Genomic DNA, 15,535 nt, shown 5'->3' with positions numbered 1-15,535 from the left:
ACGTTCTCTCTATAATCATAAAAAAGACCGCTCGAAAGAGCGGTCTTTTTTTATGTCTTATTATTTTTTGTTCTTTTATTGTGCTGTACCAGTCGGTAACTAATGTATAACAGTAACATCCAGATAGGGATAAGCTCTACAGAAATTTTCATTCCTGTGATCCACATAATACTCAGAATACCCACTAAAAACACCAGACAGATATAATTGGATAGCGGGTAGATAAAAGAAGGAAATTTTGTCTTGACAAGCTCCTGATCTTTTTGCTTTCTGAATTTTAAATGGGTAATAGCAATCATGACCCAATTAATAATAAGAGAGGATACCACCAGCGACATTAAAATGCTGAAGGCTTCTTCGGGTACAATTTTATTAATCACAATACAGATAGCAGCAAAACAGGAAGATACTACAATAGCCATTACTGGCACCGAATGCTTGTTTAATCTTTTTAGAAAAGCAGGGGCATTTCCTTGTTCTGCCAAACCAAAAAGCATACGGGAATTACTGTAAACACTACTGTTATATACTGACAAAGCAGCGGTAAGCACAATCAGATTAAGCGCATTTGCGATAAGGTTTGTAAAAGAAACAGTTGTTCCGAACAAATGTACCTCATAGCCTTTCAGATTATCAAAAACGGTTACAAATGGGCTTGTTTTTACATCAATCATCTCCCATGGTGATAAAGAAAAAAGAATGATCAAAGCACCTACATAAAAAATCAGAATGCGGTAAATTACCTGATTAGTTGCTTTGGGAATGTTTTTCTCAGGGTTTTCTGCTTCAGCAGCTGTAATTCCAATGAGTTCTAATCCTCCAAATGAAAACATGATAAGAGCCATCGCAGACAAGAGACCCTGAAAACCTTCTCCGGATTTTTCCAGCCAGCCTTTTGGAAAAAAGCCGCCGTTATTCCATAGATTCTCTACTGATGCCTGTTCTCCTCCGGTTCCGGAAAGCAAAAGATATCCTCCGAAAAGAATCATGGCAATAATAGCAACCACTTTAATAATAGAAAACCAGAACTCTGCTTCTCCAAAAAGCTTTACAGAGCCTAAATTTAACGCGTTAATAGCTAAAAAGAAAAACAGACTTGAAGCCCATAAAGGAATTTCAGGCCACCAGTAGTTGATGTAAATACCAATAGCGGTAAGCTCAGACATACTTACCAGTATATATAAAATCCAATAATTCCATCCGGAAGCAAATCCTGCAAACGACCCCCAATATTTATAGGCAAAATGAGAGAAACTTCCTGAAACAGGTTCTTCTACAACCATTTCTCCTAATTGACGCATGATAAAAAAAGCAATAATTCCTGCAAAAGCATATCCTAAAATCACAGAAGGTCCTGCCAATACAGCAGCGGGTCCTATACCGAGAAAAAGCCCGGTTCCTATAGCGCCACCTAATGCAATCAGCTGAATGTGCCTGTTAGAAAGACCTCTTTTTAATTCTGTAGCAGGGGTTTGTTGTTGAGTGTTTTCCACGTAAAATGTATTATTTTTTTACGAAAATAGAAAAAAAAGACTAAAAAGAACCATAAAACTAAAAAGGTTGTCCTTATGGACAACCTTTTTTATAGAAAGACGGGCTATTGTTATTATAGCAATTCTCTAATCTTCAATACGAATAACTTCCAGTTTTAAATTACCTTTTTTCGCAGGCCATTCAATGATATCTCCGATTTTGCGTCCAATTATGGCTATTCCTTCATCAGATAGAACAGAAATTTTATTCTTGCTTGGTTTTGCTTTTTGAGGACCTACAAGAGTAACTGTTTTATTTTCGTTGGTATGATGGTCTTTATAAGTCACCATACGATTTACAGTAACAATCTCGTCTGGGAGATTTCTTCTCAGCACTTGTGAGGCATTTTTTAATTCACTAAGTAAAAGTTCTTCTTCGGCTATGGTAACTTTTTTTCTTCGTACATGATCTTTTATTAAGTCATACAATCCGGTGGTTAATATTATTTTTTGTGACATGATATTCGCTTTCAATTTAATTAATCAAAGAGTGACTCGCTTTAAATGTCTGAGCTGTAGAGGATCAATAGCGACTGTATAGACCTATCGGGCATCTGAAGAAGCAATTGCATTTAAAAATAGAATAAAGTGGTTCCCTGTCCGGAGTCGTGACAGGGCTTACTGAATAAACTCTTTGGAGTTTTTTAAGAAAGTATCATCATGCAGATATAATAACGAGCCCACAAGCCGTATCAACCGATTATCCGTTAAATAAAAGTTTGAAATAGTCATTATACCTAATAATTTTGACTAAGATACAATATATAAGGCATTAAAAAAAATCCGGGAGATTTTGAAGAAAGATAATGGGGGGTGAATAATCCTAAAAAATAAAAAGAGCTTAACATCTAAATGATGATAAGCTCTTTTTTAGTACCTGAGGTGGGAATCGAACCCACACTCCGAAGAACACGAGTTTGAGTCGTGCGCGTCTACCAATTCCGCCACTCAGGCATAATCTTTACGACTTTGAGATTGCAAATGTAGGTAAAAAAAATAAATAACAAATAAAAAAATGAAAAAATGTACAATGTAAAAATATAATTTCTAAATTTGCAACGCTTTAGACAACATAAGGCAAACACAACACAAAGCTAACTACTAAAATAATAAATAACTAATGGCGTATTTTGAACCGGAAGCAAAAATATTTGCTTGTTCTCAAAGTTTAGAATTAGCTGAAAAAATTGCAAAAAACTATGGTGTAGAATTAGGTAAAGTTACCTTTTCACATTATAGTGATGGAGAATTTCAGCCTTCATTTGAAGAATCGATTCGTGGAATCCGTGTGTTTTTAGTCTGTTCTACCTTTCCAAGTGCAGATAATTTAATGGAATTATTGCTGATGATTGACGCTGCAAAACGCGCTTCAGCAAGACACATCACCGCGGTGATTCCATATTTTGGATGGGCAAGACAAGATCGGAAAGATAAGCCACGTGTGCCGATAGGGGCAAAATTGGTAGCAAAAATGTTGGAAACTGCAGGTGCAACACGTGTGATGACAATGGATTTGCATGCAGACCAGATACAGGGGTTCTTTGAAAAACCGGTAGATCATTTATTTGCATCAACCATTTTCCTGCCTTATGTACAGTCATTAGAGCTTGAAAACCTTACTATAGCTTCTCCGGATATGGGTGGATCGAAAAGAGCCTATGCGTATTCGAAATACTTAGGTTCAGAAGTAGTTGTTTGTTACAAACAGCGAAAAAAAGCCAATGTAATTGATACAATGGAGTTGATAGGTGAAGTAGCAGGCAGACATGTAATTCTGGTAGATGATATGATCGATACCGGAGGAACACTTGCAAAGGCAGCAGATGTTATGATTGAAAAAGGAGCTCTGAGCGTTCGTGCAATTTGTACACATGCCATTTTATCAGGTGGCGCTTATGAAAAGATTGAAAAATCCAAACTGACGGAATTGATCGTCACGGATTCGATACCGCTCAAACAAAAAAGTGAAAAAATAAGAGTATTGAGTTGTGCTGAATTATTTGCAGATGTAATGCACATGGTGCAAAACAATAATTCAATAAGCAACAAATTTATAATGTAATTTATTAATTTATATATTTAAAAAATGAAATCAATTTCAATTAAAGGACAAGAAAGAGAAAGCGTGGGTAAAGTAGCTACGAAAGCCGCACGTAATGCTGGATTAGTTCCTTGCGTGATTTACGGAGGAGAACAACCAGTGCATTTTACAGCTGAAGAAAAAGCTTTTAAAAGCTTAGTATACACTCCAGAAGTACACACTGTTGGTGTTGATTTAGGAGGAAAAACAATTGATTGTGTTCTACAGGACATTCAATTTGATCCGGTTTCTGACAAAATTTTACACATTGATTTTTACCAGTTACATGCTGATAAAGAAATCACTATGGAAGTTCCTGTAAAAGTTGTTGGTAACTCAAAAGGAGTTATGGCTGGAGGTGTTTTACGTTTAAACCAACGTAAATTAAAAGTAAGATCTTTACCAGCAAACTTACCGGATTTCGTAGAAGCTGATATCACAGAATTAGAAATGGGTAACAAATTATATGTTACTAAAATCCCTACAAACAACTTCAAATTGTTACATCCGGATAACACAGTTGTTGCTCAGGTGAGAATTTCTCGTGCTGCAATGAAAGCTGCTCAGGAAGCTGCAAAAGCAGACAAAACAGCAAAAGGAAAGAAAAAATAATTTTCTTTACAGCTATAAAAAAAGCTCCGGATTTCCGGAGCTTTTTTGTTTTATTCAATAATGGAAACTCTTACAGTGTTTACCATTCCTTTTTCCACAAGAGGCATAGAAGCCAGGTTAATTGTGAAATCTCCCTTATCTACATATCCGTGTTCTTTTCCAATATTATTGATGTCTTCAATAGTGATATCGGTACTATCGTATTTATCATAATAAAATGCTTTAACACCCCAAAGAAGGCTTAGTTGTGTAAGCATACGGCGGTTTGATGTAAAGGCAAGAATATGCGATTTCGGACGCCATGCCGATATCTGAAAGGCAGTGTACCCTGAATTGGTAAGCGTATTGATTACTTTAGCTTCGATATCATTGGCCATGATGGCAGCGTGGTAACATACTGCTTTAGTCACATATCGTTTTGTTTTGATTTTTGCATCGTTTACTGAAAGTTTGATAAGGTCTGAATCCTCAACACTTAAAATAATCTGACTCATTTTTTCAATTACCTGAACCGGATAATTACCAACAGAGGTTTCTCCGGAAAGCATTACCGCATCAGCACCATCCATAACAGAGTTGGCTACGTCATTTACTTCGGCTCTTGTAGGCGTAAGGCTCGTAATCATTGTTTCCATCATCTGAGTAGCAATAATCACCGGGATACGTGCTGCTTTGGCTTTGTGAACCAGCTGCTTTTGTATAAGCGGTACTTCCTGTGCAGGAATTTCTACTCCAAGATCTCCACGTGCAACCATAAGACCGTCACAATGAGAAACAATTTTATTGATGTTCTCTACGGCTTCGGGTTTCTCTATCTTGGCAATAATAGGAATTTTATGATCGGAATGTTCTTTAATAAGCATTTGAAGGTCTTCAATATCTTCAGCAGTTCTTACAAAAGATAAGGCAAACCAGTCTACCTCCAGCTTTATAGCAAAAATAGCATCTTTGATGTCCTTCTCAGTAAGGGCGGGTAAAGAAACTTTGGTGTTAGGAAGGTTAACCCCTTTTTTAGATTTTAAAGGACCTCCTTGAACAACTACTGCTTTAACTTCATGTTTGCGGTCGGTTTCAAGAACATTAAAAATGAGTTTTCCGTCATCCAGTAAAATGGATTCTCCGGGATTTACATCTCTTGGAAAACTTTTGTAATTCATATAGACGCGGCTCGCAGTTCCTAAAAATTCATTTTCAGTCGAAAAAGTAATCAGGTCTCCCTGTTTTAAAACGACTTCATCTTTCATAACACCAACACGTAGTTTAGGACCTTGTAAATCAGCTAAAATACTGGTGTTGTAACTAAATTCTTCATTAAGCTCACGGATTATTTTTACTTTTTCTTCAATATCAAAATAATCGGCGTGAGAAAAGTTTATTCTAAAAACATTCACACCCGCTTCTATCATTTCTTTAATGATTTCTTTGGTACCACATGCGGGTCCAAGCGTAGCGACTATTTTTGTTTTTTTTCGTTGTAACATATTTAAAATATTAAATTGTTGATTGATTTTATGTTTTCGGTATTTGCAGCATACACAGTTGATACATTTCTGATATCACTGATTTGATGAATGATTTCATCGCTGCTGTAAAAAACGTCCACATTTTCGATTTGTAATAAATAATCGAAATTTTTTAGCTCAGGAATCAGGTAAGTGGAAGTTTCGAACGGATGTGACAATTCATTGAATAAAGAACCCTGTTTCATTTCTTTAGATAAGATATTAGTCTTATTTTCAATCAGCCGCCAGATCAAATCCTGTTTCAGATCTTCATATACATAATATGAAAAAAAGCTGTCTCCCTTATCATTGGTCAGATGAATGTCTTTTTTTTCGCGAACCAGATAAAGGTGCAAAATTTTATTAAGATGAAAAGCCAGCCTGTAATCTTCAAGCCCGGATTGGATGGCTATCAACTCAAAATCATTGAAGTCGAAGCAATCTAAAGCAAATTTTACAATATTTTTATTCTTAGGAGCTGCCATATTATCTTCATCGGTACAAAAATACTATTAATAAATAACATTTGATGGAGATAACCGCACTAAAAACAATTATTTAATATTCACGTTGATTTTGTTTTGAAGGGCAAAGTAAGCCCTTTGAGCTGCTTTTTCTTCAGCTTTCTTCTTGCTGGTGGCTCTTCCTTTGGCGATTATGCGCTCGTTGTAGTAAAGTTTAGAACTGAAATATCGAACGTGTTCGTTAGTGTGGTCTTCTGAAGATTCGAATCGGAAAGAAATTTTTTCTTTTTGACAAAATTCGATAAAAAGGCTTTTGTGACTGGTGATTTTTCCTTCGAGTGTATTAATATCTTCGATTTGAGAGAGAATATGTGTTTTGATATAGCTTTCACAATAGTCAAATCCTTTGTCAATATAGATGGCTCCTATAAAAGCTTCAAATAAGTCTCCGAAAATATTATCTCCAAACTGGTTTTTGTAAATCTTACTTTCAACCAATTCTGTAAGGCATAACTTTTTTCCGATCTTATTCAGATTCTCCCGGCTTACAATTTTTGACCGCATTTTAGTCAGATATCCTTCATTTCCCTGAGGTACGGACTGATAAAGATAAGAAGCAACAACTGTTCCCAGAATGGCATCACCTAAAAACTCAAGACGTTCATAATTCAGGGGATTTCCGTTTTTATCGGATTTATTCGTAGAGCTATGCGTAAATGCTTGTTTAAAAAGGGGAGCGTTCTTGGTATTAAACCCAGTGAGTTGTGCTAATTTATCGCAAAAAATCCCGTCGTTATCTGAGCGGGATTTTCTGTAAAATATGCTTAAAAAAGATTTCATCTTTTTATAAATCAACTTTTTTTACCAATACACAGGCATTGTGACCTCCAAAACCAAATGTATTACTCATCACTACATTCATTTCTCTTTTTTGAGCCTGATTAAAGGTAAAGTTCAATTTATTATTGATGCTTTCATCATCAGTAAAATGGTTGATGGTTGGTGGAACAATTCCGTGTTTGATAGATAAAATACAGGAAATGGTTTCAATAGCTCCGGCAGCTCCCAACAAGTGACCGGTCATTGATTTGGTTGAGTTGATGTTCAATTTGTAAGCATGCTCTCCAAATACCTGTTCAATTGCTTTAGATTCTGCAATATCACCTAAAGGAGTTGATGTTCCATGCATATTCACACCATCTACATCACTTACCTGTAATCCTGCATCTCGTAAACAATTAATCATAACATTTTTTGCTCCCAAACCTTCCGGGTGTGGTGCTGTAATGTGATGGGCATCTGCAGACATACCGCCACCACCGATTTCGCAATAAATTTTTGCTCCTCTGGCAACTGCATGTTCATATTCTTCCAATACCAAAGCTCCGGAACCTTCACCTAACACAAAGCCATCTCTGTCTTTATCCATTGGACGTGAAGCCGATTTCGGATCATTATTTCTTGTAGATAGAGCGTGCATGGCATTAAATCCTCCAATACCGGCAATGGTTACAGCAGCTTCTGAACCACCTGTTAAGATTACATCAGCATGACCTAAGCGAATATAGTTAAACGCATCAATCATGGCATTAGTAGATGACGCACAAGCCGAAACGGTCGTAAAATTCGGACCGCGTAAACCGTATTTTATAGAAATCAAACCTCCTGCAATATCCGCAATCATTTTTGGAATAAAGAAAGGGTTGAATTTTGGAGTTCCGTTTCCTGTAGCGAAATTGGTTACTTCGTCCTGGAAAGTTTGCAAACCGCCAATACCTGATCCCCAGATAACTCCAGCACGATCTTTGTCAAGCTTGTCAAAATTGAAATTAGCGTCTTCCATCGCTTCAGTAGCAGTTACCATGGCATATTGTGTAAAACGATCCATTTTACGTGCTTCTTTTCTGTCGATGAAATCTTCTGCGTTAAATCCTTTCAACTCACATGCAAATTGTGTTTTGAAGTTTGTAGCGTCAAAATAAGTAATTGGGGCTGCTCCACTCACACCATTTATTAATCCGTTCCAATATTCCTGAATGGTATTTCCAATAGGTGTTAATGCACCTAAACCAGTAACTACAACTCGCTTTAATTTCATATAATGTGTATTATAGTTTAATTTAAAAAACAAAACCCAGCGTTTCAATTAAATTAAGAGAAAACATTGGGTGCTATTTATTTACTGAGATTGTTTCCAATCGTTTTTCTTTTTTAAAGCCTATTATGCTTTAGAGGAATAATAACACCCACGCGAAGCTTCGCGTGGGAGATTATGTTATTATTTCTTAGCCTCTTCGATGTAAGAGATAGCTTGACCTACTGTAGCAATGTTTTCAGCTTGATCATCTGGAATCTGAATGTCGAATTCTTTTTCGAACTCCATGATAAGCTCAACAGTGTCTAATGAATCAGCTCCCAAATCATTTGTGAAGCTTGCTTCAGCTACAACTTCATTCTCGTCAACTCCTAATTTGTCAACGATAATCGCTTTTACTCTTGATGCAATGTCTGACATAATCTTTTTCTTTTTTTAAGTTTAATTTGTATGTGGCAAAAATAAAAAACTTTATTATATGTCCACGATAAAAAATTTAATTTGTAACTGCGAATTTATAAAAATAATTTGTACTGGTGGTTTTTTTTACGGTTTTGTCATAAATAATTCTTTTTTTTGCACTTTATTTCATTGTAAAATAATATACGTATTTTGACTAACTAAATGAAAAAAGTTATTTTATTCGCTTCTGGCTCAGGTTCTAATGTAGAAAATATTATCGGGTATTTCAAAGAAAAGCAACAAAAAATCAGTTTTTATGTTTTTACAAATAATGAAAAAGCTTTTGTTTTGGAAAGAGCCCGAAAACTTCAGGTACCTGCTGTGATCTTTTCACGTGAAGAAATGAATGAAGGAAAGGTTGGTGAAAAAGTAAAAGAAATAAACCCTGATCTGATTGTTCTGGCCGGCTTCCTATGGAAGTTTCCGTCGGCAATAATTGCGGAATACCCGAATAAAATCATTAACATACATCCGGCGCTACTTCCAAAATACGGAGGAAAGGGAATGTATGGGAAGTTTGTTCACGAGGCTGTACTCCTTAATAAGGAAAAAGAAACAGGGATAACCATTCACTATGTAAATGAACATTATGATGATGGGGCACCTTTGTTTCAGGCAAAAGTTGCTCTAAGTAACAATGATACGGTAGAACAGATAGCTGATAAAGTGCATCAGCTGGAATTTATCCATTTTCCTGAAATAATAGAAAAATTATTGAAGGATTAAAAACTGTTAAAAAACCCTTCTACTACCACTGTAGTTTCCTCTTTATTTAATATTCTGCGTATTCCTTTCTGGCATGCCCATAGTTTAAGAACATCCGGAATTTCCCAAACGGTAGGTTCAAAGATGATTTGTCGGTTGGTCGTTTTGATTTTGACCAATTCTCCGGTTGCTTCATTTTTCAGTGAAAGTTTTCCGAGAAGAGGCTTTTGAAGGGTGTAGGTTTCTCCATATATAGTGATTGATTTGCTTGTATAGGTACCTATAAGATTCTCATAATCTTCATCTACTTCATAGATGTTGCCATCTACAAAAACATAATATTCATTATCAATAATATCATTGCTAAGATCCATTACTGTATGGTTGTAATCATGAGACCATAATCTCGCATACCCTTCTTCATTTATGTCGAATTCGAAAGTATCAGTGCCTAAATATTGAGAAGAGGCATTGTATCCTGCCAGTAATAATAAAAGCAGCATGTATAGTTTTTTCATATATAATATACTTTTTCGTGTTGCAATCAAAACGCGTACCAAGGTTGTGATGTAGCAGCGTTTTGACCTATATTTGCAAAAAAAAGTTATGCATCAGAAACCAGACGTTATTCTTTATACAGACGGGGCTTCAAGAGGAAATCCAGGGCCGGGAGGTTATGGTCTTATTCTGGAGTGGGCTGGTAAAAATGTTTTTAAAGAATTTTCACAGGGTTATCGGCTTACAACTAATAACCGTATGGAATTAATGGCGGTTATAGTAGGGTTGGAAAAACTAAAAAAACCGGGACTTTCTGTATTAGTCGTTTCTGATTCTAAATATGTGGTTGATGCCGTTGAAAAAAAGTGGGTAATAGGCTGGGAGAAAAAGAACTTCAAAGACAAAAAAAACCCGGATTTGTGGATGCGTTTTTTGAACATTTACAGACAACATCAGGTGCGATTTCAGTGGATTAAAGGTCATAATAATCATCCGATGAACGAACGCTGTGATGTTTTGGCAGTAAATGCCGCATTGGGTAAAGATTTGATAGCCGATCAGTACTATGAAAATACATTAGGTTAATAAACCTACAAACTTACTTATTACTTTTGCGATTTTTTTAAAATAGCATTATATTTGCATCTTCATTTATAAAGAACGCATGAACAAATTATTGATTGTAGGAACTGTTGCTTTCGATGCTATTGAAACCCCTTTTGGTAAAACAGAGAAAATATTGGGAGGTGCAGCTACTTATATTGGTTTGGCGGCTTCTCATTTCGATGTGAAATCGGCAATTGTCTCTGTTGTAGGAGACGACTTTCCTCAAGAATATTTACAATTATTAAAAGATAAATCCATTGATATTTCCGGTATTGAAATCGTAAAAGAAGGAAAGACTTTCTTTTGGAGCGGTCGTTATCACAATGATTTGAATTCAAGAGAAACTCTGGATACTCAGTTAAATGTCTTAGCAGATTTTAATCCGGTTGTTCCTGCAGATTTTAAAGATGCAGATGTGGTTATGCTGGGCAACCTGCATCCGAATATTCAGATCAGTGTTTTAGATCAGCTGACAAGAAAGCCAAAGCTTGTTGTTTTGGATACCATGAACTTCTGGATGGATTGTGCGCTTGCTGAATTAAAAGAAGTAATGAAGCGGATAGATGTGATTACGATAAATGATGAAGAAGCCAGACAATTGTCGGGAGAATATTCATTGGTAAAAGCAGCCGAAGTGATTCATGAAATGGGACCTAAATATGTGGTCATTAAAAAAGGAGAGCATGGTGCCTTGTTATTTCATGATAGTAATGTGTTTTTTGCTCCTGCTTTACCGTTAAAAGATGTCTTTGATCCTACCGGAGCCGGAGATACTTTTGCAGGTGGTTTTTCAGGATATCTCGCACAATCAGAAAATATTTCTTTCGGAAATATGAAAAATGCGATCATTTATGGTTCTAATTTAGCTTCCTTTTGTGTTGAAAAATTTGGAACTGAGCGCATGGAAAATTTATCCAAAGAGAATGTCGAAGCACGCTTACAGCAATTTAAAATGTTGACACAATTCGACATCGAATTAGCAGAATAAAAAATAGAAAGCCTCATTGTGGGGCTTTTTTTGATAACTATACAACAACAACACAACAAATAATATGAGCGACGCGATCAAACACGAATGCGGTATAGCACTTTTAAGACTAAAAAAACCTTTGTCTTATTACAAAGAAAAATACGGAACTTCTTTTTATGCCATTCAAAAGATGTATCTGTTGATGGAGAAGCAGCACAACCGTGGGCAGGACGGGGCTGGTCTGGCCAATATTAAACTTGATATGGACCCGGGTGAGCGCTATATCAGCAGAGTACGTTCCAATAACCCGCAACCGATACAGGATATTTTTTCTCAGATTAACGGAAGAATCAACGAAGGGTTAGAAGAAAATCCTGAACTGATTAATGATGTAGAAGCTCAGAAAAAATTATTGCCTTATATAGGAGAAGTATATTTAGGACATGTCAGATATGGTACTTTCGGAAAGAACAATATTGAAAGCGTACACCCTTTTCTACGTCAGAATAACTGGATGCACCGTAATCTGATTGTTGCGGGAAATTTTAATCTTACCAATGTAAAAGAGCTTTTTGATGACTTGGTTCGCTTAGGACAACATCCAAAGGAAATGGCAGATACCGTTACCGTAATGGAAAAGATAGGTCATTTCTTAGATGATGAAGTAACGGATTTATATTTTGATTTAAAAAACAAGGAAGGTCTTTCAAAAAGAGAAGCATCGCCTATCATCGGAGAACGATTAGATGTGGCGCGTATTCTGAGAAGAGCTTCCAAAAACTGGGACGGTGGATTTGCCATGGCAGGTATGTTAGGTCATGGAGATGCATTTGTGCTTCGCGATCCGGCGGGTATTCGTCCGGCTTTTCATTACGAAGATGATGAAATTGTGGTCGTGGCATCAGAACGACCTGTTATTCAGACGGCATTTAATGTACCTTTGGAGCAGATTAAAGAGTTGAATCCGGGAGAAGCTATCATCATCAAAAAAGACGGTAGAGTATCCTTTGAGCGTATTTTGGAGCCACTTGAGAAAAAAGCATGTTCTTTTGAAAGAATTTATTTTTCAAGAGGGAATGATGCTTCTATTTATCAGGAACGAAAAAATCTTGGACGACTGATGATGCCGGTCATATTAAAAGAAATTAATGAAGATACGGAAAACGCTGTTTTTTCCTATATTCCCAATACGGCAGAAACTTCCTTTTTCGGAATGTTGGAAGGAGCTCAGGAGTTTTTAAATAAAAAGAAAACTGCAAAAATACTGGCAGAAGAAGGTCATTTGTCGACAGAAAAACTGGACGAAATACTTTCTACAACCATCCGTACAGAGAAAATCACCATAAAAGATGCCAAATTGCGTACTTTTATTACGGATGACAGCAACAGGGATGATATGGTGGCGCATGTATATGATGTTACATATGGTGTTGTGAAGCCAACTGATACGCTTATTGTAATTGATGATAGTATTGTAAGAGGTACTACTTTAAAGAAATCCATTATCAAAATGCTGGATCGGTTAAATCCAAAAAAAATCATCGTAATATCTTCTGCTCCGCAGATTCGTTATCCTGATTGTTATGGGATCGATATGGCTAAAATGGAATCGCTTATTGCCTTTAATGCTACTTTAGAATTATTAAAGGAGCGTAACCTGTACCATATTGTTGAAGATGTGTATCAGAAATCAAAAGCACAGGAACATCTTCCTGATGCTCAAGTGGTGAATTATGTAAAAGAATTATATGCTCCGTTTACCGATCAGGAAATAGCGGATAAAATATCAGAAATGCTGCACCCGGAAGATGTAAAAGCAGATGTAAAAATAATGTTTCAGACAGTAGAGAATTTACATAAAGCCTGTCCGGATCATTTAGGGGACTGGTATTTTACCGGAGATTATCCTACTAAAGGCGGTAATCGAGTGGTCAGCAGAGCCTTTATGAATTTCTATGAAGGTAAAGATGCGAGAGCATATTAAAGCGGATTTTATATTATTTTAATTGTTAGGGAGCATCGGATTATATTCGGTGCTTTTTTATTTACCGCTATTATTGCCGGGTTTGCCTTGCTTTTAAGCAGTTTTTTTATTTTTGGCACAGGAGTTGGTTTGTACAGAGTAACGAATACATAAATAGAAGAAATCATGAAAAGATTAGTACTCATAGCAATGTTAGCATTATCACTTAGTGCAGTTGCGCAAAACAGACCTCACGGTAATAACCGTAATGCAAACCAAACAAACAGCCGTTATGTATATTCGGCTGACAGAAATAATACATCTTATAACAATTCATTTTATTTCTACTCAGACCGGTTTTATAAAGATATTCATAGGTTAGATCTTTCTCTTTATCAGGAAAGAGAGTTGAGAAATATGATTGCAGTAATGCATAATGATATACAATTTGCTCAGCGAAAATACCGAAATCCACAAAATACAATCTTACGCATAGAACGTGATTTTGACCGGAAACTGGTAAAACTGTTAAATGCCAAACAGTATAAAAAATGGAATCAGTATTATGCGTATCAGTATGTGAGCAAAGGCTATGGAAGAGTCTGATTAATTATATATAAAAAGAAAACCCCAAAATCAATTTTTGATTTTGGGGTTTTTGATTTTATTGGTTCATCAGACTTTCAATTTCTTCTGCTTCCAGTGGAATATTGCGCATCAGGTTAAATGGTAATCCGGTTTTTTGAATTACATAGTCATCTTCTAATCGAATACCGAAACCTTCTGCAGGAATATAAAAACCAGGTTCATTGGTAAACACCATTCCTTCCGTAAAAGTATCGGTCAGAATACCGTAATCATGAGTGTCTAATCCCATGTGGTGAGACGTTCCGTGCATCATGTATTTCTTATAAGCCGGCCAGTCTGCATTTTCATTCTGTACATCGGCCTTGCTCAATAATCCCAGACCCAAAAGTTCAGAGGTGTATATTTTACCCATTTCTTTGTGATAATCATGCCAGTTGTTTCCGCTGACCAGAAGTTTTTCTGCTTCTTTTTTACATCTCAGAACCGCATCATAGATCTCTCTCTGACGTGTGGTATATCTTCCATTCACCGGAATAGTACGTGATAAGTCTGAGGCATAGTTGGCGTATTCAGCCGCTACATCAAATAAAATGAGGTCACCATCTTTACATTCTTTATTGTTTTCGATATAGTGCAGTACATTCGCATTATTTCCGGAAGCAATAATTGGCGTATACGCGAAACCTTTTGAGCGGTTTCTTAAAAATTCATGGGCAAATTCCGCTTCAATTTCATATTCCCATACTCCGGGCTTAACAAAACCTAAAATTCTTCTGAACCCTTTTTCTGTAATATCACAGGCTTGTTGAATCAAAAGAATTTCTTCCGGTTCTTTTATCGAACGCAGTCGCTGTAAAATAGGGTTAGAACGTTCTACTTTATGAGCAGGATACGTCTCTTTCCACCATTTGATAAAACGGTCTTCACGGGTTTGTGTTTCAACATTTGCACGGTAGTGTTCATTGGTATTGATGTACATGGTGTCTGCATAGCTCATCAACTCCTTCAAAACTTTATGAAAATCCTGTAACCAGTAAACAGATTTGATACCGGAAGTAGTATAAGCAACTTCTTTGGTCAGTTTCTCACCTTCCCATATAGCAATATGTTCATTTGTTTCTCTTAAAAACAGAATTTCTTTGTACTTCTCAAACGGAGCATCAGGGAACAAAACCAATATGCTTTCTTCCTGATCTACACCTGATAAATAAAAAATATCTCGGTGTTGTGCAAATGGTAAAGTAGAATCTGCACTTACAGGATATATATCATTAGAGTTGAAAATGGCAATACTGTTTGGTTTCATTTGCGCCGTAAACTTTTTACGGTTTTTAATGAATAAATTTTGGTCTATCTTGTGGTATTTCATAGATTTGATGTTTATAATTCTTTGAAAAGATCTTCAAATTTACATAAATAAAATAAGGACAATTGTATCCATCATCTTAAATATTACTA

17 protein-coding genes and 1 tRNA gene are annotated in these 15,535 nt (G+C 36.1%); 7 read left to right on the top strand and 11 right to left on the bottom strand.

The genetic code is table 11. The annotated features are described in order from the left end of the window. Positions 1–50: 50 nt before the first annotated feature. The 3 genes from QW060_RS15420 to QW060_RS15410 form a co-directional block, all read right to left on the bottom strand. Positions 51–1,493 (bottom strand): amino acid permease, encoded by a 1,443-nt coding sequence (locus QW060_RS15420; RefSeq protein ID WP_290364354.1) that lies wholly within the window; start codon positions 1,491–1,493, stop codon positions 51–53. Between the two features lie 126 nt (positions 1,494–1,619). Continuing rightward, the gene (locus QW060_RS15415; protein ID WP_290364353.1) at positions 1,620–1,991 is read right to left on the bottom strand and encodes a GreA/GreB family elongation factor; all 372 of its coding nucleotides are present in this window, start codon (positions 1,989–1,991) and stop codon (positions 1,620–1,622) included. Between the two features lie 415 nt (positions 1,992–2,406). Next, a tRNA-Leu gene (locus tag QW060_RS15410) sits at positions 2,407–2,486 on the bottom strand. Between the two features lie 166 nt (positions 2,487–2,652). Here QW060_RS15410 and QW060_RS15405 point away from each other — a divergent pair. Beyond that, positions 2,653–3,594 carry a ribose-phosphate pyrophosphokinase gene (locus QW060_RS15405; protein WP_290364352.1) on the top strand — a complete coding sequence of 314 codons (942 nt, stop codon included), beginning with the start codon at positions 2,653–2,655 and terminating at the stop codon, positions 3,592–3,594. Between the two features lie 24 nt (positions 3,595–3,618). Further along, complete coding sequence (locus tag QW060_RS15400; RefSeq protein ID WP_290364351.1) at positions 3,619–4,224, top strand: 50S ribosomal protein L25/general stress protein Ctc; 606 nt, start codon at positions 3,619–3,621, stop codon at positions 4,222–4,224. Positions 4,225–4,274: 50 nt separating this feature from the next. Here QW060_RS15400 and pyk read toward each other — a convergent pair whose 3' ends face one another. The 5 genes from pyk to QW060_RS15375 form a co-directional block, all read right to left on the bottom strand. Further along, positions 4,275–5,705, bottom strand: a complete 1,431-nt coding sequence (gene pyk / locus QW060_RS15395; protein ID WP_290364350.1) for a pyruvate kinase — start codon at positions 5,703–5,705, stop codon at positions 4,275–4,277. 2 nt (positions 5,706–5,707) lie between these two features. Then, positions 5,708–6,211: an IPExxxVDY family protein gene (locus tag QW060_RS15390; protein WP_290364349.1), complete on the bottom strand. Its 504-nt coding sequence runs from the start codon at positions 6,209–6,211 to the stop codon at positions 5,708–5,710. A gap of 69 nt (positions 6,212–6,280) precedes the next feature. Continuing rightward, positions 6,281–7,030: a ribonuclease III gene (gene rnc / locus QW060_RS15385; RefSeq protein ID WP_290364348.1), complete on the bottom strand. Its 750-nt coding sequence runs from the start codon at positions 7,028–7,030 to the stop codon at positions 6,281–6,283. Positions 7,031–7,034: 4 nt separating this feature from the next. Then, positions 7,035–8,288, bottom strand: coding sequence for a beta-ketoacyl-ACP synthase II (gene fabF / locus QW060_RS15380; protein ID WP_290364347.1), 1,254 nt, complete (start codon positions 8,286–8,288; stop codon positions 7,035–7,037). A gap of 180 nt (positions 8,289–8,468) precedes the next feature. Further along, entirely contained in the window at positions 8,469–8,705 is a 237-nt protein-coding gene (locus QW060_RS15375; RefSeq protein WP_002988156.1) for an acyl carrier protein, read from the bottom strand. Between the two features lie 204 nt (positions 8,706–8,909). Here QW060_RS15375 and purN point away from each other — a divergent pair, with 204 nt between their 5' ends. Continuing rightward, positions 8,910–9,473 carry a phosphoribosylglycinamide formyltransferase gene (gene purN, locus QW060_RS15370; protein ID WP_290364346.1) on the top strand — a complete coding sequence of 188 codons (564 nt, stop codon included), beginning with the start codon at positions 8,910–8,912 and terminating at the stop codon, positions 9,471–9,473. Here purN and QW060_RS15365 read toward each other — a convergent pair. Beyond that, the gene (locus QW060_RS15365; protein ID WP_290364345.1) at positions 9,470–9,970 is read right to left on the bottom strand and encodes a hypothetical protein; all 501 of its coding nucleotides are present in this window, start codon (positions 9,968–9,970) and stop codon (positions 9,470–9,472) included. The two genes, purN and QW060_RS15365, sit on opposite strands and share 4 nt — an antisense overlap. Positions 9,971–10,058: 88 nt before the next feature. Here QW060_RS15365 and rnhA point away from each other — a divergent pair, with 88 nt between their 5' ends. The 3 genes from rnhA to QW060_RS15350 all read left to right on the top strand — a co-directional run bounded on the left by rnhA (position 10,059) and on the right by QW060_RS15350 (position 13,510). Then, positions 10,059–10,535: a ribonuclease HI gene (gene rnhA / locus QW060_RS15360; protein ID WP_290364344.1), complete on the top strand. Its 477-nt coding sequence runs from the start codon at positions 10,059–10,061 to the stop codon at positions 10,533–10,535. 79 nt (positions 10,536–10,614) lie between these two features. Next, complete coding sequence (locus QW060_RS15355; RefSeq protein ID WP_290364343.1) at positions 10,615–11,544, top strand: PfkB family carbohydrate kinase; 930 nt, start codon at positions 10,615–10,617, stop codon at positions 11,542–11,544. 64 nt (positions 11,545–11,608) lie between these two features. After that, positions 11,609–13,510: an amidophosphoribosyltransferase gene (locus QW060_RS15350; protein ID WP_290364342.1), complete on the top strand. Its 1,902-nt coding sequence runs from the start codon at positions 11,609–11,611 to the stop codon at positions 13,508–13,510. A gap of 8 nt (positions 13,511–13,518) precedes the next feature. Here the strand turns inward: QW060_RS15350 and QW060_RS15345 are convergent, their stop codons facing one another. Next, positions 13,519–13,677 (bottom strand): hypothetical protein, encoded by a 159-nt coding sequence (locus QW060_RS15345; protein ID WP_290364341.1) that lies wholly within the window; start codon positions 13,675–13,677, stop codon positions 13,519–13,521. Between QW060_RS15345 and QW060_RS15340 the strand changes: the two genes are divergently transcribed. Next, positions 13,676–14,095, top strand: coding sequence for a hypothetical protein (locus QW060_RS15340; protein WP_290364340.1), 420 nt, complete (start codon positions 13,676–13,678; stop codon positions 14,093–14,095). The two genes, QW060_RS15345 and QW060_RS15340, sit on opposite strands and share 2 nt — an antisense overlap. A gap of 58 nt (positions 14,096–14,153) precedes the next feature. Here QW060_RS15340 and QW060_RS15335 read toward each other — a convergent pair whose 3' ends face one another. Further along, entirely contained in the window at positions 14,154–15,446 is a 1,293-nt protein-coding gene (locus tag QW060_RS15335) for an aminopeptidase P family protein (RefSeq protein ID WP_290364339.1), read from the bottom strand. Positions 15,447–15,535 lie beyond the last annotated feature (89 nt).

It is taken from the genome of Paenimyroides ceti (assembly GCF_030409925.1).
Note: the sequence above shows the minus strand (reverse complement) of the source record. Positions and strands in the feature narration are given on the sequence as shown.